This is a genomic window from Hyalangium minutum (genome assembly GCF_000737315.1).
GTDB lineage: Bacteria > Myxococcota > Myxococcia > Myxococcales > Myxococcaceae > Hyalangium > Hyalangium minutum.
In genome coordinates, this window is the sequence record NZ_JMCB01000003.1 from 1,050,541 (window position 1) to 1,076,545 (window position 26,005).

A 26,005-nucleotide genomic window follows, 5' to 3' on the forward strand; every position below is an offset into this window, starting at 1 on the left:
CTCGACCGCTTGCCCACGACGGGGATCGGCGAACTGATACGTCGACGTGGTCCGCGTCCGGCTTGCCTGGACACTCACCACGAGCCCCAGCGCTCACCACGAGCGCCCCAGGAGCCGCACTCAGCGCGAAGTCACGCGCCCGCCAATCTCCGGGAAGCGCTCATACGCGCGCATCAGCGCCGCAAGGTGCGAGGGGTTGTCGAGATCGAGCGGCGTATCTGTGAGCCGAACGACCCACCCGCCCGCCCCAGTGCGCCGCGCCCGAGAGAGTAGGTCCGCATCACGCGAGGGATCCGGGAACCCGATGGCCTGTGCGGCAGCGGCAGACCAGTAGTTCAGCCACCCGAGGCGATGCGGAATCTCAGGCGAGCGGATCTTCTCTGGCAGTTTGAGCGCTGGCAGCCCCCGGGGCGGAACCCCTGGCTTATGGACCGGATCGCGCGTTTGCCGTGCGATCTCCACCCCCGCGCTAGATGGCGTCGCATGCCCCCAGTACGCGCGCGCGCCCTCTGCTACGCATTCCAGCACTTGCGCCGCTGCCGCGATCACGGCGGCGTCCAGCGGCAGCTTTGCATGCACTTCAAACTGAGACTGGCCGCCGGGGCTAAGGCGTGCCGGGCATCCCCACCCCGTGACCGTCACAGGGTAACTCTCGTCACCGTTGCACACGAGAGGGAAGCCCCCGTCCTTGGTCCCTTCTGCGAGCCACGCGTCGCGCTGCGGCAACGCGATGGGGCGCCCGTCTTCGGAAACCTTCCACTCTAGGCGCAAGCCGGAGAGAGTCCGCTCCATCCCGTGGATGACAGCGAGCGTGCGACCGTCGTTGCCCACGAGCGCAGGCGCGTAAACGATGATGACGAGGGTGCTTTTCGTCGTCATCGCTTGCACCCCGTGACGACGATCTCAAGTAGGGGCGCCTCCAACTCCAGCGCGGTTTTGTGCTCTTCGGTGCTCACCCCGACGACGAAGCCATATCCGCATGCTGCCGCGATAGCGCGCTCTTCAAGCAATTTAGCCACCTGATCTCTGACCACCTGCCCTGGAGAAAGGCGCTGTAGGTGTCAAACTGGTCGGTCTTGATCTCCCACAGCACACGCACGCCGACTTGCAGCGCATCAAAGCGGATGCCGCCAATGAGCACGTCCTTGCCAGGGTAGCGGTTCGGCGGAAACTTGTCGGCGCACGCGTTATGCGGGTCATCTCCGCCCGCGTGCGGCACTAGGACGGGCCTGCACTCAGGGCGGCGCTCCGTCGGATCGGATGATACGGGTGGGAGCCAGTCCCGACCCAAGCCCCTCGGCGTGTGCTCACTGTCGGCCACGGGTTCCTGCTCACTGGATGGCCTTTTCTGAGTCTTCGGCCTCCCACGCTCACGGGATGCACTCCGCTCGTATGCGTCCAACTCCTCTTGGATGACGACTGCCACCACGACAACACCAGCGATGATCACTGCTCCAACAATGATCTCCGGTGCTACAAAGACGCAGAGTCCCGCGACGCCCACGGCAGCCGCACTCGCAGAGGCGACAGCGCATCTTCCTGTGACATCGCGAAACTTGATCCTGTCGCGATCGAGAGCGTGAAAGCACCTCTCCGCCAGGACAGGCCATTCGTTGGAGGCTTCGCGCACCACGCAATGCCCGTCATCCGTCCAGGGGTACTGCGCCGCCCGCTGAAGGTTGGCGAATCTTGGATTCGGGGCCTCCGGTTCTCCGAGGCTCGGCTCCGTCGTTGCGCAGGCCGAGAGCAGAAGTAGCAGCAGGAGTGCGCTGCAAGTTCGGGAACGCATGGCCACGTCCTTTCAAGCAAGCGAGGTGCTGCGGGTCAAGTCTGCGGGGGTTCTCCGCTAGAGTGTATCAGCCCGCCTCGACACCGCGAGGCCCGCGTCCGACGTGGCAGGCCTGGACGCTCACCGCGAGCCCCAGCGCTCGCCACGATTGTCTGCTCTGCGTAGCGCACCGCGAACGCCCGCAGCGCCTCGGGGAACGGCAATGCTCCTCCTTTGCCCCTCCTTCAGCCGCTGCGCCTCCTGCTGGAACTGCTCCAACTCCTACGCGGTCGGTGCAGGCCGACGAGGGATAACCCCAACAGTGGTCGTCCGGCCGCGCCGAGGCGGAATCTCAGGCTCGGCCCGGACGCAGCGGGCGGCTCCGCGCTGCCGACCAGCGCCGACTGCGACGCTGTGTCCGTGCTGGCATCGGTGGGCGCTGCGGTGCGGGTCGGCTCCGCACCGCTCGGTGCGCCGTCCTCCGCGTGCGCGAGCCCCGAGGCCGACGCCTGCAGGAGCGCGGACGCAGTGAGGAGCGTCGTAGGAATCTTCATGAATCTTTCGTAGACGGTCATCGGCTGGACCGGGGCAGGACAGGAAGGGACGCAGCGGGATATCGATTCCGAATCATTCAGGGCGGTTGCGAGGTAAGGGCGAGATTCCGCTGGGAGTTTCGCACCGCCCGGAGCGGGTTCGATTCCCGCCGCGCTCTCTTTTTCCCAGATATTGGGCAACCCCCCATAAAACAGGAATGTCAGATCTCTCATTAGGATGGCGCTCTCGCTCGAACTGATGATCAGTTCTGCGCATCCCAAGGGTCTGTCTTTGAATTCCATTTCAATGAGAACGATGTACGCCGCATGTTTCGCGTTCGTGGTGGCCTGTGGGCCGAGTGAGTTCCCAGGAGAGGAAGTCCCGGAGCCTGCGCCGAAGTTCGACCTCGCGGCGATCCAGCAGCCGCTCGCGGCAGACTGCACCTCCACGTATACGCTCACCAAGGACGTGGCCCAGAGCAACCTCTCGGGGGCCCAGGGAAGCTGGTCCTGCATCTACAAGTTGACCGTCCCGAGCGGTGTGGCGGGGCTGACGTTCAAGACAACAGGAGGAACGGGCGACGTGGATCTGTACGTCCGTTATGGCCTGACGCCGGACGCGACCGCGTACGACCATCGCTCGATGGGGACTACCAACGAGGATCAAATCACCATCGAGCCGTCCCAATCCGGCACGTATTACGTTCGGCTCTACGGATACGGCGCCTACAGCGGCGCAAGCTTGACCGCCACCTATGCCACTCCCTGCACCAGCAGCACCATCATCGACATGGGTCGCACGTACTCGAACATCAACACCCCGCAGGGGCTGTTCTCGTGCGGTTACATGATCACGATTCCCTCAGGCGCGAACAGCGTGACGTTCACGACCGCGGGAGGCACCGGGAACGCTGACCTCTACGTCCGGAGAAGCGATTGGCCCAGGGCGGACGCGTACGATTGCAGGTCGACGGGCTACAGCAACAGCGAGTCGTGCACGTTGTACTACCCGACTGCGGGCACGTATTACATCAAGCTCTACGGCACCTCCGCGAGCAGCGGGGCTCAGCTCCTGGTGAACATGGATCGCCCCTACACCGCGCCCGTCCTCGTTCGCGGACAGCCCTACGTCGACGTCTCCATGGCTGTGGGTGAGCAGCGCCGGTTCGAGATCGACATGCCGTGGGGAAAGAACAACGTCCAGTTCTTCACCTCCGGCGGCACCGGGTACGCGAACCTGTACGTGAAGTTCGAGCAGGCGCCCACGCTCTACAACTACGACTGCAAGGTCGACGGAATCTCAACCAGTACCAACTGCTCGATGGGCTGGGGCAAGACGGGCCGCTACTACGTCCTCGTCGAAGCGAAGCACACGCCCATCACCGGCATGCGCATCGGCGTGAACTACACGGATTATTACAACTAGCCTCCAGAGGGCCCTGCGGGAGAGCTCCCCTTCCACAGGGGAGCTCCAACCGCACCCGCCGCTCACGGTGCGGGGGGAGCGGCATCGCAGATCTTGTACTTCACCGGAAAGAAGCAGCCCTGCCACGGACAGTTCGGAGATGCTGCCTGCTCCTTGTCCCTGGCGATGTGGGTCTGAAGCGTCTCTCCCTGAGAGAGGCAACGGACCTCCGGTTCGACTCCGCCGCAGCAGCCACAGCCGCAGGCCAGATAGGAATCCCCAGGCACCGGAACGGCCTCTTCCTCTGACAGCTGTTCTTCCTCTGGGAGTTGCTCGGTGTCCTGTCCATCGAGGGGTGTCTCCGAAGCACATCCCACCATCAGGGCCCACAGCATCATGACTCGGATTCGCATCCCCAGAAGATACGCTCCGGGATCACCACCGCATAGTCCCTTCAATCAAGCCTTGGCGCCGAGTCCAGTCCCCCCTGGATGGTCTCCGTGGGTGTTCCCGCGTCGCGTGCTCAGAAGCAGCAACCCGAAGCCGAGCACGATGGCGATGTCCGCCACGTTGAAGACGCCCGTGCGCACGGGGCCGATCCCGAGGACCATGAAGTCCACGACGCGCCCATCGTTCACCAGGCGGTCGAACCAGTTGCTCGCACCACCCCCCACGCCCAGGGCGAGTGCCACGACTTGGAGCCGCCCGAGCTGCTGGCTCTTCACGAGGTAGAGCAGCCCGAGGAGGAGGATCAAGCCCACTCCGATCGTCAGCAGCCCGAACCGAAGGGCGGGGGGCAAGCGGCCGCCAAGGCTCAGGAACGCGCCGGGGTTCTCGGCGAAGACCAGCCGCAGGATCCCCCCCAGGAAGCTCTGGGCCGGCTCGTCGCGAAGGTGCGAGAGGGCCATCTGCTTCGAGGCCTGATCGCAGCCCACAGTCCCTGCCAGCACCAGCGAGATGAGGGTGAGCCGATACCCACGAGAGATCGATTCCATCCTCTCAGAGTGCCAGACTTCCGCTGCTCCTTCCAGCAACAGTGCTCACACGAGCGTCTTGGGCGGAGTGCTTCCCGCATTGGCGGCTGCTGCCAGGAACTCTGCCTTTTTGGCGCCGTTCGCTGCAAACAAAGCTCGCAGCGAGTCACGAGCCCGATGTGGATAGTACAAGCCCTCAAAGGTGGAACACAGTCTCTGAGCTATCTCGTCCGTCATGGGATACTGTTGGATGAGCCAGGCGATCAGGCCCGGGTTGCTGTTGGCCCACTCGAAATTACCCACATACCCATCATTGAAGGCGTGATCTTGCAGTGCCTGGATGAGTCCGTGCTTCTCCAGGTCCGGCAGGTCCAAGGCCGCCGGGATGCTGTTGTTGATCCGGGTGACAACCCATTGATTTGCCTCGGGAAGCTCCGCTGCCGGAATCAGCCCGTTTCTTAGCAATGCAGCGTAGATGGGAAGATCTTGGGTGCGGCCTTCAAACAAGTGGCTTCGCCAGAGTTGCCTGATCAGAGAGGCATGCTCTGCCCAGAGCAACACGCGGCTTGGGTATTGTCTCAACAGCGCCACCAGGAGATTGGCATCCGCAGCCAAAAAGGTGCTCAAGCTGGTGGTCGCGCGACCGTCGTGGAGTTCGAAGACTGCTTCGAAAACAGAGGCGGCCGCATTGAGGTGCTGCCAGACGGTCGGGCCCTGCCCGATGTGAGACACAACCTCGGACCAAAAATGTGGCAACTCTGCCTGCGGCACGCCCGTGGGTATCATGGCGACAATCGGCATCATGCTCGCGCCCGGCGGAGTGAGATTGGGGTCGAAGTGACGCTCCAGTCTTTCCAGAATGTCCGCGATGCTGCCGTTGGGGATGAACTTCCCTGCGTTGGACTGAAGAAAGAGCCAGAATGCCTCGACATGAGCGCTTGCTATTTCGTCATTCTTGAAGTGAGCGCAGTCATTGCGTCGATCTCTCCAGTACTTGACTTGCTGGCGAAGATCGTCCGAGACATGGAAGATCTCTCTCGGGGAGCGCATCTGCGTGCAGTCGAACGTCTGGCTATCCCAGGTGTCTTCGTTCTGGAGATCCAGCAATATCTGGTTCCACTGGGCCGGGATGATGCCCGTGGGGCATTTGGCGGATAGAATTCGAAGGCGGACCGTGAGGCTCCAGCCGAGATAGCTGAAGAGCAAGGCAGCTCGATAGGCTCCCGCCTTGAAGCATCGTGTGGCCTCCTCGAGGGCTACACGCGCCTCTTTGGGCAGGTTGTTTTCCTGCGTCCACCGCTCAATCGGCAGTTGCATGACAATCTCCTCTGGCGAAGCAATGGCGGGAGATGCTTATCAGCGAACAGTTCCCGGACGGAAGGGACGAGAGCCGCTAAAACCTATGTTACTCCGCGTGTGCCTCTCCCCCCCAGAGACGTTGCCTCATCATCATGATCGGCGTTCCTTCGTGCAGTGATGTCGGTTCCCTCCTCCGCCGGCGAGGCGGGTGGCTCTCGTGACGAACAGCCCCTCGTCTCCCCCCACCGTTCAGCGCGCATCCCGCCACGGTCCACTCTTGCCGCCCACGACGCTCGCGGGCTTCGTCCTCGCCGTCCTGGCGGTGCTCCTCATCGCCGGCCTGTCGTACGGCTCCCTCAAGAGCCGGGATCGCACGAGCGAGCGGGTAAGACACACCCTGGATGTCGTGGGGCAGCTCGAGGCGCTCCTGTCCTCGGTGAAGGATGCCGAGACGGGCCAGCGCGGCTACCTGCTCACCGGTGCCGAGCGCTACCTCGAGCCCTACCGGCAGGCCACCGCGTCCCTCCCCCCCCAGATCCAGCGCCTCCGGGAGCTGACAGCGGACAACCCCGAGCAACAGCAGCGGCTGGACGTGCTCAAGGCCCTCGTGGACGAGAAGTTCGCTGAGTTGGGCGAGACCGTGGAGCTCAAGCAGGCCGGAGACACACAGGCCGCGCTCACGCTCGTCCTCACCGACCAGGGCAAGACGGTCATGGACCACCTGCGGGCCACCCTCTTGGAGATGGAAAAGAGCGAGAAACAACTGCTCGCGGAGCGCAACGAGGAGTGGCAGCAGGCGTCCTCCATGTCCCTCATCATCACCTGGGCGGGCTCGGCAATCCTCCTCTTCCTTATTTCCGCCGCGGGCTACATGACGTCCCGCGACTTCCGGGCCCGCTCCCTCCTGGGCTGGTTCCGGGCGGGCCAGATGGCCCTCAGCGAGCGCCTGCAGGGGGACCAGCGCCTGGAGCAACTCGGGGACAACACCCTGCGCTTCCTGGCCGAGTATCTGGATGCCCAGGTGGGCTCCATCTACCTGGCGGAGCCCTCCGGGCACTTCCGCCGCTTCGCGGGCTACGCCCTGTCCCCCGCTTCGAGCGCGAACGCGGTGGTGCAGCCCGGCCAGGGCCTCGTCGGCCAAGCCATCAAGGAGAACCGCGCCTTCCACCTCCGGGACGTCCCCGCGGACTACCTTCTCGTCAACTCGAGCCTGGGCCAGAGCCGGCCGCGGCACGTGCTGGTGACGCCCGCGCAAGTGGATGGGAAGGTCAACGCCGTGGTGGAGCTGGGCTTCCTGCACCCTATCCACCCGTCGGATCTCGAGTTGCTGCAGCGCGTGTCCGATTCCATTGGCATCGCCGTGCGCACCTCGCACGACCGGACCCGGCTGGAGCAGCTCCTCGAGGAGACGCAGCGCCAGGCGGAGGAGCTCCAGACCCAGCAGGAAGAGCTGCGCGTATCCAATGAGGAGCTCGAGGAGCAGAGCCGGATCCTCAAGGAATCCCAGGCGCGCCTCGAGGCGCAGCAGGCGGAGCTGGAGCAGACCAACGCCCAGATGGAGGAGCAGACGCAACTGCTGGAGCAGCAGAAGCAGGACCTGACCCAGGCCCAGGCCACGCTCACCGAGAAGGCCCGGGAGCTGGAGCGCACCAGCCGGTACAAGTCCGAGTTCCTGGCCAACATGAGCCACGAGCTGCGCACGCCGCTCAACAGCTCACTCATCCTTGCCAAGCTCCTGGCCGACAACAAGACGGGCAACCTCACCGAGGAGCAGGTGAAGTTCGCGCAGACCATCTCCGCCGCGGGCAATGATCTGCTGGTCCTCATCAACGACATCCTGGATCTGTCGCGCATCGAGGCCGGCAAGGTGGAGGTGCAGTGGGAAATCGTCCCCCTGCGGCGCCCCCTCGAGGCGCTCCAGCGGACGTTTCAGCCCCTGGCGCAGGAGAAGCAGCTGGGCTTCTCCATCACCGTCGAAGAGGACGTGCAGGGCACCCTGGAGACGGATCCCCAGCGGCTGGGGCAGATCCTCAAGAACCTGCTGTCCAATGCCTTCAAGTTCACCGAGAAGGGCGAGGTCCGCCTCCACGTCTTCACCCAGGCCCCCGGGCAGGTGGGGTTCTCCGTCCGGGACACGGGCATTGGCATCTCCGCCCAGCAGCAGGAGCTCATCTTCGAGGCCTTCCGCCAGGCGGACGGGAGCACGCACCGCAAGTACGGAGGCTCGGGGCTCGGCCTGTCCATCTCCCGGGATCTGGCGCGCCTGTTGGGAGGAGACGTCTCCGTGCAGAGCCAGCCGGGCCAGGGCAGCACCTTCACCCTCACACTGCCCGCGGTTGCTCCCCGCCTGAATGCAAGCGCCCCCCAGGCTTCGGCCGCGCGGGCCCCCTTCGCCCCCCCGGCTCCTGCCCGTGGGACCAAACCCGAGCCCCTCTCCGGCGCCCCGGCCTCCGACAAGGCGCCCCGCACCACGTCCCCGGCGGTGCCGGATGATCGGGAGAAGCTCACCGCCGAGTCCCGTGTCATCCTCATCGTCGAGGACGATTCCCGCTTCGCCGCCATCCTCCGGGACATGGCCCACGAGCGGGGCTTTCAGTGCGTCATCACCCATACCGGAGGAGAGGCCGTCTCGGCCGCGCTTGCCCACCTGCCGAGCGCCATCCTCCTGGACATGAACCTGCCGGACCACTCCGGGCTGGGTGTGCTGGATCAGCTCAAGCGCAACGCGCGGACACGACACATCCCGGTCCACGTCGTGTCCGTGGCGGACTACTCGCGCGAGGCCCTGGAGCTGGGCGCCGTGGGCTACGCCCTCAAGCCCGTGAAGCGCACGGAGCTGGAGGAGGCCTTCCAGAAGCTGGAGACGAAGTCCGCCCAGGGCCTGCGGAGGGTGCTTGTCGTGGAGGATGACGAGCGGCAGCGCGAGAGCATCCGGCAGCTGCTCGGCAGCGAAGAGGTCCAGATCCTCGGCGTGGCCACCGCGGGCGAGGCGCTCCAGCGGCTCCAGGAGAGCACCTTCGACTGCATGGTGATGGACCTGAGCTTGCCGGACATGAGCGGCTATTCGCTGCTGGAGAAGATGGCCGGGCAGGATGAGGTCTCCTTCCCTCCCGTCATCGTCTACACGGGCCACTCGCTCACGCGAGACGAGGAGCAGCGGCTGCAGCGCTTCTCCAAGTCCATCATCATCAAAGGCGCCCGCTCGCCCGAGCGGCTCCTGGACGAGGTGTCGCTGTTTCTCCACCAAGTGGAGTCCCGGATGCCTCCCGAGCGCCAGCGAATGCTCCAAGTGGCTCGAGACCGGGAGAGCGCCCTCGAGGGCCGGCGCATCCTCGTGGTCGAGGACGACGTCCGTAACATCTTCGCGCTCTCCAGCGTGCTGGAGCCTCGGGGCGCCAAGGTGGAGATCGCCCGCAACGGCAAGGAGGCCCTGGAGGCACTCACCCGCAGCCTCTCACCCCAAGCGCGGACGGTGGATCTCGTCCTCATGGACATCATGATGCCGGAGATGGATGGGCTGACCGCCATGCGGGAGATCCGCAAGCGGCCCGAGTGGAAGAAGCTGCCCATCATCGCCCTCACGGCGAAGGCCATGAAGGACGATCAGGAGAAGTGTCTCGAGGCGGGAGCCAACGACTACATCGCCAAGCCCCTGGACGTGGAGAAGCTCCTCTCCCTCGTCCGCGTGTGGATGCCGAAGTAGCCGCGAGCGAGCCGAGCGTGAACACGAAGGACTTCGACATCGAGCTGCGGTTGCTGCTCGATGCCATTTACCTCAAGTACCACTACGACTTCCGAGGCTACGCGCTGGCTTCGCTGAAGCGGCGCCTGGTCCAGGCCACGGAGCGCTTTGGGTGCCAGAGCCTGTCCCAGCTCCAGGACCAGGTGCTCCACGAGCCCACCGCCTTCCCGCGCCTGCTCGACTTCCTCACCGTGCAGGTGAGCGAGATGTTCCGGGATCCGCAGTACTTCCGCGCCCTACGCGAGCGGGTCCTCCCGCACCTGCGCACCTACCCCTCGCTCAAGATCTGGGTGGCCGGGTGCAGCACCGGCGAGGAGGTCTACTCACTGGCCATCCTCCTGCACGAGGAGGGCCTGCTGGAGCGCACCCTCATCTATGCGACGGACATCAACGTGCACGCGCTCAAGAAGGCCGAGCAGGGCGTGTTCGACGCGGATCGTGTGCCCCTGTTCACCCGCAACCACCGCGAGTCGGGCGCCTCGAGCTCGCTCTCGGACTACTACACGGCCGCCTACGGGCATGTGGTGTTCGACCCGTCCTTGAAGAAGCACATCGTCTTCTCGGACCACAGCCTGGCCACCGACAGCGTTTTCGCGGAAGTGCAGCTGCTGTCCTGCCGCAACGTCCTCATCTACTTCAACAGCGAGCTGCAGGATCGCGCGGTGGGGCTGTTCGCCGAAGCGCTCTGCCGCAAAGGCTTCCTGGGCCTGGGGTCCAAGGAGTCCCTGCGCTTCACCTCTCACGAAAGCGCCTTCTTGGATTTCGTCCGGGAAGACCGCATCTACCAGAAGCGATGAGCCGCTCCATCCCCATCGAGAGCCCCACCGGGCTCAAACCCGAGAGCCTCCGAGGCCGGATTGACGCCGTGGTGATGGGCGCGTCCGCGGGCGGCGTGGAGGCACTGTCCGTGCTGCTGAGCGCCCTGCCCCACGGCTTCCACCCCGCTGTCCTGATCGTCATGCACCTGCCGCGAGACCGGCCGAGCCTCCTGGTGAGCATCTTCCAGCCCAAGTGCCCGCTGGAGGTGAGAGAGGCGCAGGACAAGGAGCCCGTGCAGCCGGGCACCGTCTCCTTCGCACCACCGGACTACCACCTGCTGGTGGACACGGGGCCCACCCTGGCGCTCTCGGTGGACGAGCCCGTCCACTACTCACGCCCCTCCATCGACGTGCTCTTCGAGTCTGCCGCGGACGTGTATGGCCCCCGGCTCGCGGCCTTCGTCCTCACGGGGGCCAATGCGGATGGAGCGCAAGGGCTGGAGGCGGTGCGCGCGGCGGGAGGCGTCACGGTGGTGCAGCAGCCCAGCACCGCTCACTCACCCTTCATGCCTCAGGCGGCGCTCGCCCGAGGCCCCGCTGACTTCGTGCTCTCCCTGGAGCAGATGACCCACCTGCTGCAGGTGATGGGAGGCGCCCATGCTCTCTGACCCGAACTCCCCCTCGAAGAAAGCCGTGCCCATGTCCCCACGGGTGAAGTGCCTGCTCGTCGATGATCTGGAAGAGAACCTCCTCGCGCTCTCCGCACTGTTGCACCGGGAGGACGTGCAGATCCTCCGAGCGCGCTCGGGGAGCGAAGCCCTCGAGCTGCTGCTCGCGCATGATGTGGCGCTGGCCTTCCTCGACGTGCAGATGCCTGAGATGGACGGCTTCGAGCTGGCCGAGCTGATGCGAGGCATGGAGCGCACGCGCAACGTCCCCATCATCTTCGTCACCGCGGGAGCGAGCGATCAGCACCGGGTCTTCAAGGGCTACGACGCGGGCGCGGTGGACTTCCTCTACAAGCCGCTGGAGCCGCACGTGCTGCGCAACAAGGCGGAGGTCTTCTTCCAGCTCCACCGGCAGAAGCAGCAGCTGTCCGAGCAGCTCGACGAACTCACGGAGACGCTGCGCCTCAACGAGATGTTCACCGCGGTGCTCGGGCATGATCTGCGCAACCCGCTGAGCGCCATCATCACGGGGGCGGATCTGCTGCAGCGGCGCACCGAGGACGAGGCCGTGCGCAAGGCTGCCGGGCGCATGCTGGCGAGCGGCAAGCGCATGGGGCGGATGATCGAGGACGTGCTGGATCTGGCGCGGGCGCGGCTGGCGGGCGGCATTCCGCTGAAGCGGGAGGAGACGGACTTCGGGCAGTTGCTCCACCGCATCGTCCAGGAGCACCAGGCCGCCTGGCCCGAGCGCCGCATCGAGGTGTCTCAGCAAGGCAACAGCGTGGGCAACTGGGACCCGGACCGGCTGGCGCAAGTGGCGTCGAACCTCATCGGCAACGCGCTCCAGCACGGCGCCCCCACGGAGCCCATTCACATCCGCCTGGATGGCACGCGCGACGACGCCATCACCTTCTCCGTCGAGAATGTGGGCGTCATCCCGGACGACATGCAGCAGTCGCTGTTCGATCCCTTCCGCAGCGGGCAGCGCCAGCGTGGACGCAAGGAGGGCCTGGGGCTCGGCCTCTACATCGTCCAGCAGATCGCCCAGGCGCACCAGGGAGAGGTGACGGTGGAGTCAGGTACCACCCGCTACACGGTGTTCCGCGTGGTGCTCCCGCGCCGCGGGCAGGACGTCGTCAAGCTCTGATCAGACGAGCCCCGCTCGTGGCACGGAGACGAAAGGGGGTACCGCTGCTCGGTTCCCCTGAAACCCGCCGGAAATTGGCCCGAGGGCAGTGACCGTGGGACTTTAGAAAGCGCTTTCAAGAGGAGCCTGCCAACAATGCTTCGTCCGATCATCATGTCGGCCTGCGCGTGCCTTCTGCTCGCTGCTTGCAACGACAATCCCAGCACCCCTGACGATCCCCCTAGCGAATCTCCCGTCCCCCGCGGCGCCACCGTTCCCTGGGACGAGTATGAGGCCGAGGCGGGCGTTGCCTCCGGAGGAGCCACGCTCGAGCAGACCACCACAGGCCCGTGGCTGGAAGGCACGCTCTCTGGCGAGGCCTCGGGCCGCAAGGCGGTGACACTGCATGGTCCCACCAGCGCAGTCGCGTGGACGAGCCGCGTGAAGGCCAACTCTGTCGTGGTGCGCTACAGCGTGCCGGACGAGAAAGAGGCCCATCTGGATGTCTATGTGAATGACGCGAAGGTCGCCACGCTCACCGTCAACTCGGATTTCGCCTGGCTCTACACCGGCCCGAACAACACCGAGACGCACAACGCCTTGCCGCGCCAGCAGGTGGACGAGCTCCCCCAGACCCCGAGCGCCAACGACGTGGGCTTTGGCCTGCAGCTGCCTTGGACCGCCGCGCACCACATCTATGACGAGGCGCACGTGCTGCTGGCGTCCGACGGCAGGGCCACCATCAACCCGGGCGATGTGGTGAAGCTCGTCTCGCCGGATGCCTCCACGGTGCTACCCGTCACCATCGACTTCATGGACCTCGAGCTCGTACCGGAGCCCCTCTCCGCCCCGGCGGGCTACGTCGTCGTGAGTGAGTTCACCGAAGCAGCGGTGGTGCAGGCCCTTCAGGCCGCCAAGGACGGCGGCAAGCCTGGCATCTTCCTCCCGCCTGGCGATTACGTGATGGCGCACGCGAACCCGGCGGCCCCCAAGGTCTATGTTCCCGCGGGCCTGACCGTCCAGGGCGCCGGCATGTGGCACACGCGGTTCGTGCCCCCTCCCCCGCAGCAGGTGGGCTACAACTACGAGTTCGGGTTCCGCCTGAGCGGCGACAACATCACCTTCCAGGACTTCGCCATCTTTGGAACCTGGCGCAACCGGACGGTGCGCTACAACAAGGACGCGGCCGCCATCGGCAACTGGCCGTGGGACAGCTACGACGGCATCGGGCGCGCCTTCGATCGCTACATGCACAACAACGCGGTCTTCAAGCGGCTCTGGATCGAGCGGATGATCGTGGGGGGCTGGGTCGAGGGCGGCAACAACATGCTGTGGGCGGACAGCCGGTTCCGCAACACCATCGCGGACGGCATCAACTTCTGCAACGGAACCACGAACTCGCGGATCGTGAACTGCACGGCGCGAAACACCGGCGACGATGCCTTCGCCATGTGGTCCGCCATCACCTGGGACAAGGCACCCATTGGAAACACGCCCTGGGTTCACCAGCCCGAGGGCCCCAACCAGGGCAACGTCATTGAGCGCTGCACCGCAGGCCTGATCTGGCGAGCCGCCGGCTTCGCGGTCTACGGCGGCCACGACAACGTCATCAAAGACTCGGTGGTCTACGACACCCTGCGCTACCCGGGCATTACCGTGGACAACGAGTTCGCGCCCCAACACGAGTTCTCCGGGCTCACCACCCTTCAGAACCTGACGGTGGAGCGCTGCGGAGGCCGCATGTGGTGGGACGACGACGGGGTACAGGGAGACGAGAACGCGCGGCGGAAGTATGGCGCGGTGTGGTTGTTTGCTGCCAACCCGTACTCTCCGGCTGAGCCGTACTCCTTCATCCGCTTCCAGGGCATCCGCTTGAAGGACATCGACATCATCGACCCCGCTTACTCCGGCGTCTTGGTTCAGACCACGCAGGGACAGCGGATCGATGACACCGAGTTCGACGGCGTCCGGATTGTCATGGAGCACTCCGGCGAGGTCGGCCTGGAGGCCAATGACTCGCACAAAGCACCGCCCAGCCCGTTCAACGGGAAGGTCGCCACCACGGGTTCGATCACCCTCAAGAACTCGAGCATCACCGGCCAGCGGGCCAACCCCGGAAACTTGTTCTCGAAGGACGAGATCTCCACCGGAACGTTCGTGTTCAAGGACGGCGGCGGGAACAGCTGGACGGGCGATCGGTAACAGTACAGGACATAAGGGGACGGCGAGTTCCCCCAAGACTCGCCGTCCCCCACGTCTGCTCGCCGGGTGTTCAGCGGCTCACAGGCAGCGCAGGCAATGGCACACGTTGGCGCTGGTGCAGGACCCGCCGCGGCATCCGCTATCGATGCACTCCTCGATGCACGCCGTCGAATTGCACACGGGCGCCGGAGCGGTGACGAGGACGCTGACGTTCTGAGTGGCGTCACCGAACCCGCTCACGCCGTTCTGGAGCATCCTCCACTGGAAGTTGTAGGAACCGGTCCATGAGGGGGCGGTGATGCTGAAGGTGAAGGTGACCTGCCCGCCCGGGCCGACCGCGTAGGGCAGCGTCACCCGGCTGGTCCCCCAGGTGGTGTTGTCCTGCGGGTTCTGCGAGCCCAGGAAGTAAGAGCCCGGAGACCAGGTGGTATCCCCCACATTCTTCAGCGTCACCGAGACAGTGGCGGAGGTCCCTCCCTGGATCGAGCTGGGAACGGACTGGGAGATGAACTGGGCGTTCTGCAACCCCGCCGTGACCGCCACCTGCACCGACGGCGTGGTGTCACCGAACCACTCCACGAACTCCCTCAACATGCGCCACTGGAACGGATAGGAGCCCGGCGTGGCGGGGGCGGTCACCGTGAAGGTGAAGGTCCCCTGCTGCCCCGGAGCGACGTTGCCCGGCAGGCTCACCCGGTAGAAGCCCCAGGTGGTGTTGTCCTGAGGGTTCTGCGAGCCGAGCACGTAGCTGTCCGCGGCGGTCCAGGTCGTCGAGCCCGCGTTCAGCATCGTCACCTGGGCCGAGTACGTGTGGCCCGCGATCATCGTCGTCGGGACCGACTGCGAGACGAACTGCGCGTGGTTGAAGTCCGCGATGAGGCCATGCCGGGCCAGGATGCGGTCCAGGTCCATGGCGGACTGGCCGCGGCTGATCCAAGCGTTGCGGAAGTCCCAAATGGTCGGCTTCGAGCCAAAGGCGCCAAGCTCGTTGTCGACGATGGAGAGGATCAGCCAGCCTTGATCCGAGACCCAATCATGGGGCTCGGGGTAGGAATTGGGCTCGGAGCCGGTGTCCAGCAGATCCCAGAGGGTGACGGACGGGTAGTACTCGATGTCGTCCTGAGGCGTTCCAGGGCAGCCGGTGCCGCTCTCCAGCGATGCAGCGCCCTTCATCACGCCTGGGAAGGCGCGCGCCACCGCATGGGCGTAGTAGGTGGCGAAGCCCTCCATCCAGGCCAGGCTCGTGGAGGACGGGAGGCAGCGGTAATGCACGGAGGGCTCCCAGGGCAAGCTGCCGATCTGCTCCTGGACGAAGTGGCCGTACTCGTGGGCGATCGTGAAGTCTTCGAAGGCCCGAGAGGGTTCGACCTGCATGGTGTTCCCCACCGGATCGTAGAAGGTCTTGAACATGCTCGTGGTCTGGGCGCTCATCGTGGGCAGGTCGCTGTACGTCTGCGCCATGTACTCCCCCGCGAACCAGCCGATGCGAGCGATGTTGAAGTTCTGGGCGGCCACCGCCCAGTCGAAGTGATGGGTGAAATCGAGGACGGCGCTGGAGTCGGTGACCGTCTGCTCGGGCAGCTCGTTGTACCAGGACTCGCCTACATGGGCGGTGTCATGAGGCCAAACGGTGATGTGAGCATTGGCCGCGTACACGCGAATCTTGTATTTCACGCCGGAGCCCGCCCAGGGCATGTCGACGTCAATCCAGCCATTGTCATCCGTCCAGACGCGCCGGTCCATGGCCCAATCCCAGATGCCCAGGAACCTGGGCGCATAACGCCAGATCTCGACCTTGACGTTGTTGACGGGGCGGGTGCTGGTGCTGCCGCTCAAGTCGTGCAGGTAGGTGAAGTGACCTTGGACCCTCTCGGCGTGGGCAGGAGCACTGACCAGCAGGAGTGCGGCCAGCAATAACAGGGGGGTAACGGCCGACAGCGGCCGCCACGTGATTCGAGCGTTCATGGGGATGAGCTTTCGTGTTGAGCGACTTGGAATGAGGAGGGCCTCCATCCGAGGCATCCTCCCGCAGGCCGCCCATCAGCACTTGCCGTGCCAAGTGCGCTCGAGTGCTGCAACCGCGGCAAGTCCCCGAAATAGCGCAGGCGCGCCACGTGGCGGCCGCTGGGGAGGCTCAGCGGTGCGTGTTGCCGCTACGCGGTGGCGTCATCTCGCCACGCAGCAGCACGCCCAAGGTGATGCTATTAGCGGCGCTCACGGGCCGTGGGGCCCCAGACGAACCTGGGCGCAGCCCACGGCCCGTGAGCGCCGTGCGGGGACGCTACTTGGGCTCCAGCGTGAGTTTCAGGGCTGGCGAGTCCTTCACCTGCCCCTGGTGCGTCACGCGTGTGCCCAGGATGAAGTGCGGCTTGAAGAAATCGACCTCCTTCTCTCCAGCGAAGGCCGTGAAGAAGCGATCCGCTCCGGCCGCCACCGCCGGCAGGAACTCCTGCGGCTTGTCTCCATCCGAGATGGCGAAGCCCCCGTTGTCCTTCACCTCTCCATCCTCCTCCAGCCGCGCGCCACGGATTCGACTCTTGTCGTTGCGCGTGTCGCTCCACACCACCAGCGAGTTCGAGTCATCATGCGCCACGCGCGGCGTGATCTGATCCCCCGAGGCCTTCGAGATGGGGATGCCGTTCTTGTCATCCACCTTGCCGTCGCCTCGCACGCGCGCACCGAAGATGTCGGCATCCCCTTTCCGGGTGTCCGACCAGACCACGTGGAACCTCTTCCCGCTCCAAGCCACATCCGGGGCCCGCTGCGCACCATCCGCCTCGGAGATGGGGAAGCCATCTCCGTCGAGGATCTCGCCGTCCTCGGTGACCCGGTTGCCGAAGATGTCCTCCTCTCCCTCACCGCCGCGAGAGTCCGACCAGACGACCAGGAACACTTCCTTGCTGGAGCTCCAAGCCACGGCGGCATCCACGGCGAAGTTGTCGCCAGGGCTCAAGAACCGATCGGGATCATCGAGGACCTCGCCGTCCTTCGTCACCCGCGTGAAGAAGATGTCGGTCTCGTTATCCCCTTCCACCGTGAAGGTCACCACGCAGATGTCCTTGGAGCAGGCGACGTCAACCGGTCCGAAGGTCTCGTCTGAATTGATGACGTCGAAGACCGGGCCCACGACGTTACCATCAGGCTTCACCCGCACAGCCCTCACGCCATCGAACGACTCCCAGACCACGAAGAAGTGCGTGCCATTGTAGGCGATGGCGGGCTCCCTGATAGCTTCGTCATCGGAGGCGTCACTGATGTTGATGCGGATTCCCTCCGGGTCGAGGATCGTGCCGTCTGGCTTCACCCGCGTGCCGAACACCCCACCCTCACGGATGTCGTTCCAGACGACAAAGAACTTGCCCCCTCCAAAGGCGACGTCGGGGCCGAAGCGCGCCAGGGCCGCAGGCTTGAAGTCATCCCCCTCCCGTAGCGCGTGGACTGCGGCGCTGACGTCAGGAACCGCCTCCGCCTGCCCCACGTCCACCGCTTCGGATGAGTCCTCCTCCTCCTCCTGCACTGGCGCACAACCGGCCACCACCACCCCGAGCAAGACCACGCCACACACTCCCACGAAGCTCGACTTCTCGCTCCAGTTCATGTGCAACCCCCTTGGATGAGGTGGCGCAATCTCAAGCATCCCTCCCTCATGCGCTATCTACCCGGCGGGGCAGGAGGCGTGTGGACAGGCGGCGGCTCCGTCGACGCCCAAGGCCTGCCCTTGCGGAGCGCTCCGCAAGGGCAGGCCTTCCCATCCCCTTGAGATACACGCCTGCCCCGGGACGCTACTTGGGCTCCAGCGTGAGCTTCAGGGCCGGCGAGTCCTTCACCTGCCCCTGGTGCGTCACACGCGTGCCCAGAATGAAGTGCGGCTCGAGGAAATCGACCTCCTGCGCGCCCGCGAAGGCCGTGAAGAAGCGATCGGCTCCGGCGGCCACCGCCGGCAGGAACTCCTGCGGCTTGTCTCCATCCGAGATGGCGAAGCCCCCGTTGTCCTTCACCTCTCCATCCTCCTCCAGCCGGGCACCCCGGATTCGGTTCTTCCCGTTGCGCGTGTCGGTCCACACCACCAGCGAATTGGAGTCGTCGTGCGCCACGCGCGGCGTGAGCTGATCCCCCTTGGCCTTGGAGATGGGGATGCCGTCCTCATCATCCACCTTGCCGTTGCCGCGCACACGGGCGCCGAAGATGTCAGCGTCCCCATTCCGGGTGTCCGACCACACCACGTGGAACCTCTTCCCGCTCCAGGCCACGTCCGGGGTCAGCTGCGCGCCATCCGCCTCGGAGATGGGGAAGCCATTGCCGTCGAGGATCTCGCCGTCCTCGGTGAGCCGGTTGCCGAAGATGTCCTCCTCTCCCTCGCCACCGCGAGAGTCCGACCAGACAACCAGGAACACTTCCTTGTTGGAGCTCCAGGCCACAGCGGCATCCCGGGCGAAGTTGCCGCTCGTCACGGACTCGTCGTCAGCACGGAGCACGATGCCGTTCTTCGTCACCCGCCTGAAGAAGATGTCGTCCTCGTCATCCCCTGTCACCCTGAAGGTCACCACGCAGATGTCCTTGGAGCAGGCGATGTCGACCGGTCCGAAGGTCTCGCCTGAAGTGATGACGTTGAAGACCGGGCCCACGACGGTGCCATCCGGCTTCACCCGCACACCCGACACGCCATCGGCCCTCTCCCAGACCACGAAGAAGTGCGTGCCATTGTAGGTGATGGCGGGAGGCCCGACGGCTTCGTCGTCGGAGTCGTCGCTGATGTTGATGCGGATGCCCTCCGGGTCGAGGATGTCGCCATCTGGCCTTACCCGTGTGCCGAACACTCCACCCTCGCGGATGTCGTTCCAGACGACGAAGAACTTGCCCCCTCCAAAGGCGACATTGGGGCCGAAGCGCGCCAGGGCTGCGGGCTTGAAGTCATCCCCCTTCCGCAGCGCCTGGGATTCAGCGCTGACGTCCGAGACCGCCTCGGATGAATCCTTTTCCTGCACCGGCCCACAGCCGGCCATCACCGCCCCGAGCAAGACCACGCCACACATTCCCGCGAAGCTCGACTTCCCGCTCCAGCTCATGTGCAACCCCCTTGGATTGAGGTGGCGCAATCTCAAGCATCCCTCCCTCATGCGCCATCCACCCGGCGGGGCAGAAGGCCTGAGCCTTTCGGCCATGGAGGCTGCCTGCGACTCCAGGTATCCTCGCGCCGTCGCGCCCTGTGGCCGCAGGCGTGTGCCCCCCATCCTCTCTCTCCGGAAAGACACCCATGTCACCGCGCCGTCGCGCCTCCACGTCTTGGAGCCCGCTGAATCCCTGGCTCGCCGCCGCGCTCTGTGGCGGCCTGATGTTTCTCTTCACCACCTGCTCTCCCACCGAGCTCCCTCCCGAGCCCTCCGCGTCTGTCGACGGCCCCCCCGCTGTCGAGGTCTCGCCCCCGTTCGACGTCCAGACCGTCATTCGCAGAGTGCGTCTGGCTTTCCGCTCCGAGTCCGGAGCCTTCACGACGGGTCAGGCCACCTACGCTGTGCGTGTGAGCTCCGAAGGGCTCGTCCAGTTCACGCCGCATCACGTACGGACCGAGCAGGAACCGCCCATCCTGAGCGAGCCCCTGAAGGTGAAGACGGCCTCCATCTCCCGCGGGCCCCAGCCGCTGCTGCAGGCGGCCCGGGCGTCCGTGCGTGAGGATGGAGCGCTGACGCTGGCGCGGGGTCCGGTGGTGGAGGTGCTGCAGAACGGCGACGAGGGCCTGGAGCAGCGCTGGGAGCTGGCCGCGAAGCCAGCAGGCACGGGTGACCTGGAGGTGCGGGTGGAGCTGGCGGGGCTGGACTACGTCAGCGAGACGGCGCTGGGGCACCACTACGTGGACCGCAAGACGGGGCTCGGGGTGCGCTACGGCAAGGCCACCTGGGTGGACGCGGCGGGAGTGAAGACCCCGGTGGATTCCGTCCGAGAAGGCCGGGCGCTGGTGATCCGCGTGCCGGCGCGGGTGCTGGAGCGCTCGGCGTTTCCGGCGGTGCTCGACCCGATCATCTCCCCGGAGATCAGCCCGGACACGCCGGTGCCTGCCCCCAACAACACCGATGAGTCGTCTCCCGCCATCGCGGCGGGTGGGGGCCTCTACTTCGTGGCGTGGACGGTCACCACCTCCAGCAGCAACCTGGATGTTCTGGGCACGCGCGTACGGGCCTCGGACGGCGCAGTGCTGGACGTGAACGGCATCTCCCTGGGTGTCGGTTCGGCCCATCAACTGAACCCGGCTGTGGCCTCCAACGGAAGCGACTTCCTGGTGGTCTGGGATGACAGCAGCGACATCCGCGCCGCTCGGGTGCGTGGCTCGACCGGTCAGATCCTGGGCTCCACCTTCTATGTCTCGACTGCGGCGAGCTCCCAGGGCCAGCCCGCCGTGGCCTTCGATGGCACGAATTACCTCGTGGTCTGGGACGACTACCGCAACGGCTCGCACTTCGACGTCTACGGCTCGCGCGTGAGGGCGTCGGATGGCGTGGTGCTCGACCCGTCCGGCCTGCCCATCTCCACCGCGGCCGGGTGGCAGACCGCGCCCTCGGTGCACTTCGATGGCACCCAGTACCTGGTGGCCTGGAGCGATACCCGTGGCAGCTCGGAGGCAGACCTCTATGGCACCCGCGTCAGCGTGGCTGGGACGCCGCTCGACCCCGCGGGCATCCTCATCTCCTCGGCACCGGGCTACCAGTTTTCCCCGTCTATCGCCTCCGCCGGCGGCCTCTTCTTCCTCGCCTGGGACGACCGGCGAAATGAAGCCCAGTCCGATGTCTATGCCGCGAGGCTCCGGGCGTCGGATGGCGTGGTGCTCGACCCCGCGGGCATCCCCCTCGCCACCGGCCCCGCCAGCCAGACCGGTGTCTCCGCCGCTTCCGACGGGAGCCGCTTCCTGGTCGTGTGGCACCACTCCACGGACTCGAACAGCTCCGACGTCTATGGCCAGCGCATCGGCATGGATGGCGGGCTGATCGACCCAGCGGCCGTGCCCCTGTTCGCGGCCACCACGCGCCAAGAGCGGGTGCCCACCGTGGTGTTCGATGGAACCCGGTTCATGGTGGTCTGGGTGAACACCTGGAACGGCTTCAGCCGCGGGGACATCCATGGAGGGAGGGTGCAGCCCTCGGATCTGGCGGTCATCGACACGCCTCCGCTGCTCGTCTCCAGCACCGCCAACTCCGAGGGCGCGCCCGCCGTGGCCGCGGGAGCCAACAGCTACCTCGTCGTGTGGATGGACTCGCGCGGCTGGACGGGCGGCTTCGGTATCCATGGCGTACGGATCCGGGCGTCGGATGGCGTGGTGCTCGACCCCGTGGCCATTCGCATCTCTCCCGCCATCGCCGGAGCAAGCAACCCCTCGGTGGCCTTCGACGGGAGCCACTTCCTGGTGGTGTGGAACGACTACCGGGGCGCGGGGCCCGCGACCGCGCATGTCTATGGCGCACGGGTCCGGGAGGCGGATGGCGCGGTGCTCGACACGGAGGGCATCGCTATCGCCAACACCTCCCAGAGGACCCAGTCGCAGCCAAAGGTGGCCTTCGGCGAGGGGATCTACCTGGTGACGTGGACGGACAACAACGTGTCGGGCACGGCCGCAGACGTGTATGCCGCGCGAGTGAGGGCCTCGGACGGAGGGGTACTGGACCCCACGGGAATCGCGGTGGCGACGGCGGCCCACAATGAGAGCGGCCCCGCCACGGCCTATGGTGGCGGCACCTTCTTGGTGGCCTGGAGTGACACGCGGAACGGGTTCTTGGAGAGTGACATCTACGCCGCGCGCGTGAGGGCCTCGGATGGCGTGATACTCGACAGCCCGGGTTTTCCTCTCAACACCAGAACGGGCGCCCAGAGCTCCGTGGCCCTGGCCTTCGATGGGAGCCTCTTCCTGGCAGTCTGGAAGGATGAGCGCACCTCGAACGCGGCCCTCTACGGGACGCGGGTGAGGCCCTCGGATGGCACGGTGCTCGATACCGGTGGCGGCCGCGTGCTCTACCCGGACAGCAGCTACAAGGGCGCTCCTGCCCTGGCCTTCGATGGGAGCAGCTACCTGCTGGTATGGCGGGACAGCGTGGGCCTCACGTTCCGGCTCAACGGAGGAAGGCTGGCGCCGGATCTCACCCAGCTGGATGCCAGCCGGTTCCTCATCTCCGACATGAGCGGGCAGGTGTCGAGCACGACGACCCCCGCGGCGGCCGCCTGGGGACGAGGGCGGTTCCTCGCCGCCTATGAGCCTTACGACACCGTGGCCGTCCAACTCCGCGTCAAGGTGAGGCTGGTGTCCGACCCTGTGAATGGCTCGCGCTGCATGAGCGGCACGGACTGCACGAGCGGCTTCTGCGTCGACGGAGTGTGCTGCGCCACCGCGTGCACAGGGGGGACGTGCAGCGGAGGGACGTGCGAGTATCCGGCCGCGCGGCTCATCTGCCCCGCGAACATGGTGGCCGAAGCCACCAGCGCCACGGGAGCGCTCGTCAACTACCCTCCCGCCATGGCCACGGGGACGGCGCCGCTCACGGTGACGTATAGCCAGGCCTCAGGGACCCGGTTCGCGATGGGCACCACCCCCGTCAACGCCAACCTCGTCGACGGCGAGGGGCGCACGGCCTCTTGCTCCTTCTCCGTCACGGTGCGAGACAGCACCGCGCCCGCCCTCTCCTGCTCTGGGGACCTCGTGGCTGAGGCGACGGGCCCCTCGGGGGCCACCGTCAGCTTCCCGGCGCCCACTGCCACGGATGCGGTGACCGCGGCGCCCACCGTCACGGTGAGCCACGTCAGCGGCAGCACCTTCCCGCTCGGTGTCACCTCGGTGACGGCCACCTCGGCGGACGCGGCCGGCAATACCAGCACGTGCACCTTCACCCTCACCGTGCGCGACACCACGCCTCCGTTGCTGTCATGTCCCGGAAACCTCACGGTGGATGCCACGAGCACCATGGGCGCCAACGTCACCTACCCGCCCGCCACCGCCACGGACTTGGTGTCGATCGTCACGCCCGGCTACAGCAAGGCCTCGGGCTCGCACTTCGATGTGGGCTCCACACCTGTCTCCGTCACCGCAACCGATGGCGCGGGCAACAGCGCCTCGTGCACCTTCACCATCACCGTGCGCCTGCCGCCCGCGCCCCAGCTCACCTGTCCCGCGGACGTGGTGGCTGAGGCCACCAGCGCCTCGGGGGCGCTCGCCGGCTACCCGCCCGCCACCGCCACCGGCAGCGAGCCGCTCACGGTGACCTACAGCCAGGCCTCGGGAACGCAATTCAGCCTGGGCGCCACCTCTGTTACCGCCACGGTGACCGATAGCCTGAGCCGCACCCACTCCTGCTCCTTCACCGTCACCGTGCGCGACACCACCGCCCCCTCCGTCTCATGCCCGGGAGATCTCATCGCCGAGGCGACGGGACCGAGCGGAGCGGCGGTGAGCTACCTGCCGCCCACGACCACGGATGCCGTCACCTCCGCTCCCACCGTCTCGGTGAGCCACGCCAGCGGCAGCACCTTCCCGCTCGGCTCCACCCGGGTGACCGCCACCGCGGCGGATGCGGCCGGGAACACCTCCACCTGCGCCTTCACCCTCACCGTCCGTGACACCTCAGGGCCCACGCTGTCCTGTCCCGGAAACCTCACGGTGGATGCCACGAGCACCACGGGCGCCAACGCCACCTACCCGCCCGCTACCGCCACGGACTCGGTGTCGAGCGTCACGCTGAGCTACAGCAAGGCCTCGGGCTCGCACTTCGACGTGGGCTCCACGCCTGTCTCCGTCACCGCAACCGATGGCGCGGGCAACAGCGCCTCGTGCACCTTCACCATCACCGTGCGCCTACCGCCCGCGCCCCAGCTCACCTGTCCCGCGAACGGGGTGGCCGAGGCCACCAGCGCCTCGGGGGCGCTCGTCACCTATCCGCCCGCGACGGCAACCGGCAGCGAGCCGCTCACGGTGACCTACAGCCAGGCCTCGGGCACTGGGTTCGCGCTGGGCGCCACCTCCATCACCGCTACGGTGACTGACGGCCTGGGCCGCACCCACTCCTGCTCCTTCTCCGTCACCGTGCGTGACACCACTGCGCCCTCCCTCTCCTGTCCTCAGGACCTTGTGGCTGAGGCGACGGGGCCAAATGGAGCGGCCGTGAGCTACTTGCCACCCACGGCCACGGATGCCGTCACCTCCGCTCCCACCGTCTCGGTGAGCCACGCCAGCGGCAGCACCTTCCCGCTCGGCTCCACCCGGGTGAGCGCCACCGCGACAGACGCGGCCGGGAACGCCTCCACCTGCGCCTTCACCCTCACCGTCCGCGACACCTCGGAGCCCACCCTCTCCTGCCCCGCCAGCGTGACAGCGGAGGCCACGAGCGCTCAGGGCGCGGCCGTCACCTATCCACCGGCAACAGCCTCGGACACCTCGTCCTCGCCGACGCTCCACTACAGCCAGGTCTCCGGAACGCGCTTCAGCCTGGGAACCACGGCCGTCACTGTCACCGCCACGGATGGCGCGGGCAACACCTCCTCGTGCACCTTCACCGTCATCGTGCGCGATACCACGCCCCCAGCCCTCGCCTGTGGCGCGGACCTCGTCGCCGAAGCCACGGCACGGTCCGGTGCCAGCGTGAACTTCTCGTTGCCCACGGCCACGGACGCCGTCACCGCAACCCCTGTCCTCACGGCCAGCCATGCATCCCGGAGCCTCTTTCCCCTGGGAGCCACCCGGGTCACCGTGACGGCCTCGGACGAGGCCGGAAACACCCGCACGTGTGCCTTCACCATCACCGTGCGGGACACCACCGCTCCGGAAGTGGGCTGCCCGGGTCCGCTCACCGCCGAGGCCGAGGACGCCACCGGCGCCCCCGTCGCCTTCTCCGTGCCCGCGCCGCGTGACACCGTGACGTCATCGCCCACGGTGACAGCCAGCCACTCGCCCGGCAGCCGCTTTCCCCTGGGCACCACCCCAGTGCTCCTCTCCGCTTCGGACGAGGCGGGCAACACCGCCTCGTGCACCTTCAGCGTCACCGTCCGCGACACCATTGTCCCGCAGCTCACCTGTCCGACGCATGTTCAGGTGATGGATGCGCCGCCGGAGGGCATGGCCGTGAACTACCCGCCGGCCACCACCTGGGATGCGGTGTCCTCGCCCGTGCTGAGCTACAGCCAGGCCTCCGGCACGGTCTTCCCCGTGGGGAGGACTTCCGTGACGGTGACGGCAACGGATGCCGCCGGCAACAGCGCCAGCTGCGCCTTCGAGGTGCGCGTGGCCCCGTCCATCCAGGAGCCTCCGGAGCCTCCTCCCTCCGAGGGTTGTGGCTGTGGCGCGGGCAGCAGCACGTCCGCGGGCTTCAGCTGGGGAGCGTTGATGTTGCTCGCCTGGGGAGTGACTCGCCGCCGGCTCCCCTGTTGAACCTCGAGCAGTCACGGTGCCCCAGAAGCCCACGCCCCGCTGCGCCCCGACTGGGTGAGACTGAAGGGAGACGCGAAGATGCCCTGCGGGGCAACGGCCATCCACCTCTCCGGCCCGAGGGAGCAGGGTTGCCGA

13 protein-coding genes and 1 pseudogene are annotated in these 26,005 nt (G+C 66.4%); 7 read left to right on the forward strand and 7 right to left on the reverse strand.

The window, feature by feature from the left end:
* Positions 1 to 120: 120 nt before the first annotated feature.
* Positions 121 to 879 (reverse strand): DUF5953 family protein, encoded by a 759-nt coding sequence (locus DB31_RS10860; protein ID WP_044186276.1) that lies wholly within the window; start codon positions 877 to 879, stop codon positions 121 to 123.
* Positions 876 to 1,789, reverse strand: a pseudogene (locus DB31_RS10865) (DUF6310 domain-containing protein). The gene DB31_RS10860 and the pseudogene DB31_RS10865 overlap by 4 nt, the downstream one beginning before the upstream one ends.
* Before the next feature lie 828 nt (positions 1,790 to 2,617).
* Between DB31_RS10865 and DB31_RS10875 the strand changes: the two are divergent.
* A complete protein-coding gene (locus DB31_RS10875; RefSeq protein WP_044185956.1) occupies positions 2,618 to 3,727 on the forward strand; it encodes a PPC domain-containing protein in 1,110 nt (369 codons plus the stop codon).
* A gap of 437 nt (positions 3,728 to 4,164) precedes the next feature.
* Here DB31_RS10875 and lspA read toward each other — a convergent pair whose 3' ends face one another.
* Both lspA and DB31_RS10890 read right to left on the reverse strand, forming a co-directional pair.
* The gene (gene lspA, locus DB31_RS10885) at positions 4,165 to 4,701 is read right to left on the reverse strand and encodes a signal peptidase II (RefSeq protein ID WP_044185960.1); all 537 of its coding nucleotides are present in this window, start codon (positions 4,699 to 4,701) and stop codon (positions 4,165 to 4,167) included.
* 45 nt (positions 4,702 to 4,746) lie between these two features.
* Positions 4,747 to 5,997, reverse strand: a complete 1,251-nt coding sequence (locus DB31_RS10890) for a hypothetical protein (protein ID WP_044185962.1) — start codon at positions 5,995 to 5,997, stop codon at positions 4,747 to 4,749.
* A 199-nt stretch (positions 5,998 to 6,196) separates the two neighbouring features.
* On the opposite strand from DB31_RS10890, the gene DB31_RS10895 reads away from it, so the two are divergent.
* The 5 genes from DB31_RS10895 to DB31_RS10915 all read left to right on the forward strand — a co-directional run bounded on the left by DB31_RS10895 (position 6,197) and on the right by DB31_RS10915 (position 14,475).
* A complete protein-coding gene (locus DB31_RS10895) occupies positions 6,197 to 9,682 on the forward strand; it encodes a response regulator (protein WP_044186278.1) in 3,486 nt (1,161 codons plus the stop codon).
* A 17-nt stretch (positions 9,683 to 9,699) separates the two neighbouring features.
* Positions 9,700 to 10,518, forward strand: coding sequence for a CheR family methyltransferase (locus tag DB31_RS10900; protein WP_157231914.1), 819 nt, complete (start codon positions 9,700 to 9,702; stop codon positions 10,516 to 10,518).
* Positions 10,515 to 11,147, forward strand: coding sequence for a chemotaxis protein CheB (locus tag DB31_RS10905; protein WP_044185966.1), 633 nt, complete (start codon positions 10,515 to 10,517; stop codon positions 11,145 to 11,147). The genes DB31_RS10900 and DB31_RS10905 overlap by 4 nt, the downstream gene beginning before the upstream one ends.
* On the forward strand, positions 11,137 to 12,294 hold the full coding sequence (locus DB31_RS10910) for a hybrid sensor histidine kinase/response regulator (RefSeq protein WP_044185968.1): 1,158 nt from the start codon (positions 11,137 to 11,139) through the stop codon (positions 12,292 to 12,294). Before DB31_RS10905 ends, DB31_RS10910 begins: the two co-directional genes overlap by 11 nt.
* Before the next feature lie 135 nt (positions 12,295 to 12,429).
* Positions 12,430 to 14,475 (forward strand): carbohydrate-binding protein, encoded by a 2,046-nt coding sequence (locus DB31_RS10915; RefSeq protein ID WP_044185970.1) that lies wholly within the window; start codon positions 12,430 to 12,432, stop codon positions 14,473 to 14,475.
* A 78-nt stretch (positions 14,476 to 14,553) separates the two neighbouring features.
* Here DB31_RS10915 and DB31_RS10920 read toward each other — a convergent pair whose 3' ends face one another.
* From DB31_RS10920 to DB31_RS10930, 3 genes are all read right to left on the reverse strand, one after another.
* Positions 14,554 to 16,440: an NBR1-Ig-like domain-containing protein gene (locus DB31_RS10920; protein ID WP_169787029.1), complete on the reverse strand. Its 1,887-nt coding sequence runs from the start codon at positions 16,438 to 16,440 to the stop codon at positions 14,554 to 14,556.
* Between the two features lie 316 nt (positions 16,441 to 16,756).
* Positions 16,757 to 18,073: a hypothetical protein gene (locus tag DB31_RS10925; RefSeq protein ID WP_044185974.1), complete on the reverse strand. Its 1,317-nt coding sequence runs from the start codon at positions 18,071 to 18,073 to the stop codon at positions 16,757 to 16,759.
* A gap of 184 nt (positions 18,074 to 18,257) precedes the next feature.
* Positions 18,258 to 19,541 carry a hypothetical protein gene (locus DB31_RS10930; RefSeq protein ID WP_044185976.1) on the reverse strand — a complete coding sequence of 428 codons (1,284 nt, stop codon included), beginning with the start codon at positions 19,539 to 19,541 and terminating at the stop codon, positions 18,258 to 18,260.
* A gap of 188 nt (positions 19,542 to 19,729) precedes the next feature.
* Between DB31_RS10930 and DB31_RS44685 the strand changes: the two genes are divergently transcribed.
* Positions 19,730 to 25,870, forward strand: a complete 6,141-nt coding sequence (locus DB31_RS44685) for an HYR domain-containing protein (protein WP_052419865.1) — start codon at positions 19,730 to 19,732, stop codon at positions 25,868 to 25,870.
* The last annotated feature ends 135 nt before the right edge of the window (positions 25,871 to 26,005 follow it).

Bases quoted from the DNA above. Each gene is read 5' to 3' on its own strand.
- DB31_RS10920 (WP_169787029.1), bottom strand. From the start codon at position 16,440: ATGAACGCTCGAATCACGTGGCGGCCGCTGTCGGCCGTTACCCCCCTG.
- DB31_RS10930 (WP_044185976.1), bottom strand. From the start codon at position 19,541: ATGAGCTGGAGCGGGAAGTCGAGCTTCGCGGGAATGTGTGGCGTGGTC.
- DB31_RS10925 (WP_044185974.1), bottom strand. From the start codon at position 18,073: ATGAACTGGAGCGAGAAGTCGAGCTTCGTGGGAGTGTGTGGCGTGGTC.
- DB31_RS10910 (WP_044185968.1), top strand. From the start codon at position 11,137: ATGCTCTCTGACCCGAACTCCCCCTCGAAGAAAGCCGTGCCCATGTCC.
- lspA (WP_044185960.1), bottom strand. From the start codon at position 4,701: ATGGAATCGATCTCTCGTGGGTATCGGCTCACCCTCATCTCGCTGGTG.
- DB31_RS10860 (WP_044186276.1), bottom strand. From the start codon at position 879: ATGACGACGAAAAGCACCCTCGTCATCATCGTTTACGCGCCTGCGCTC.
- DB31_RS10915 (WP_044185970.1), top strand. From the start codon at position 12,430: ATGCTTCGTCCGATCATCATGTCGGCCTGCGCGTGCCTTCTGCTCGCT.
- DB31_RS10905 (WP_044185966.1), top strand. From the start codon at position 10,515: ATGAGCCGCTCCATCCCCATCGAGAGCCCCACCGGGCTCAAACCCGAG.
- DB31_RS10890 (WP_044185962.1), bottom strand. From the start codon at position 5,997: ATGCAACTGCCGATTGAGCGGTGGACGCAGGAAAACAACCTGCCCAAA.
- DB31_RS10875 (WP_044185956.1), top strand. From the start codon at position 2,618: ATGTACGCCGCATGTTTCGCGTTCGTGGTGGCCTGTGGGCCGAGTGAG.
- DB31_RS44685 (WP_052419865.1), top strand. From the start codon at position 19,730: ATGTCACCGCGCCGTCGCGCCTCCACGTCTTGGAGCCCGCTGAATCCC.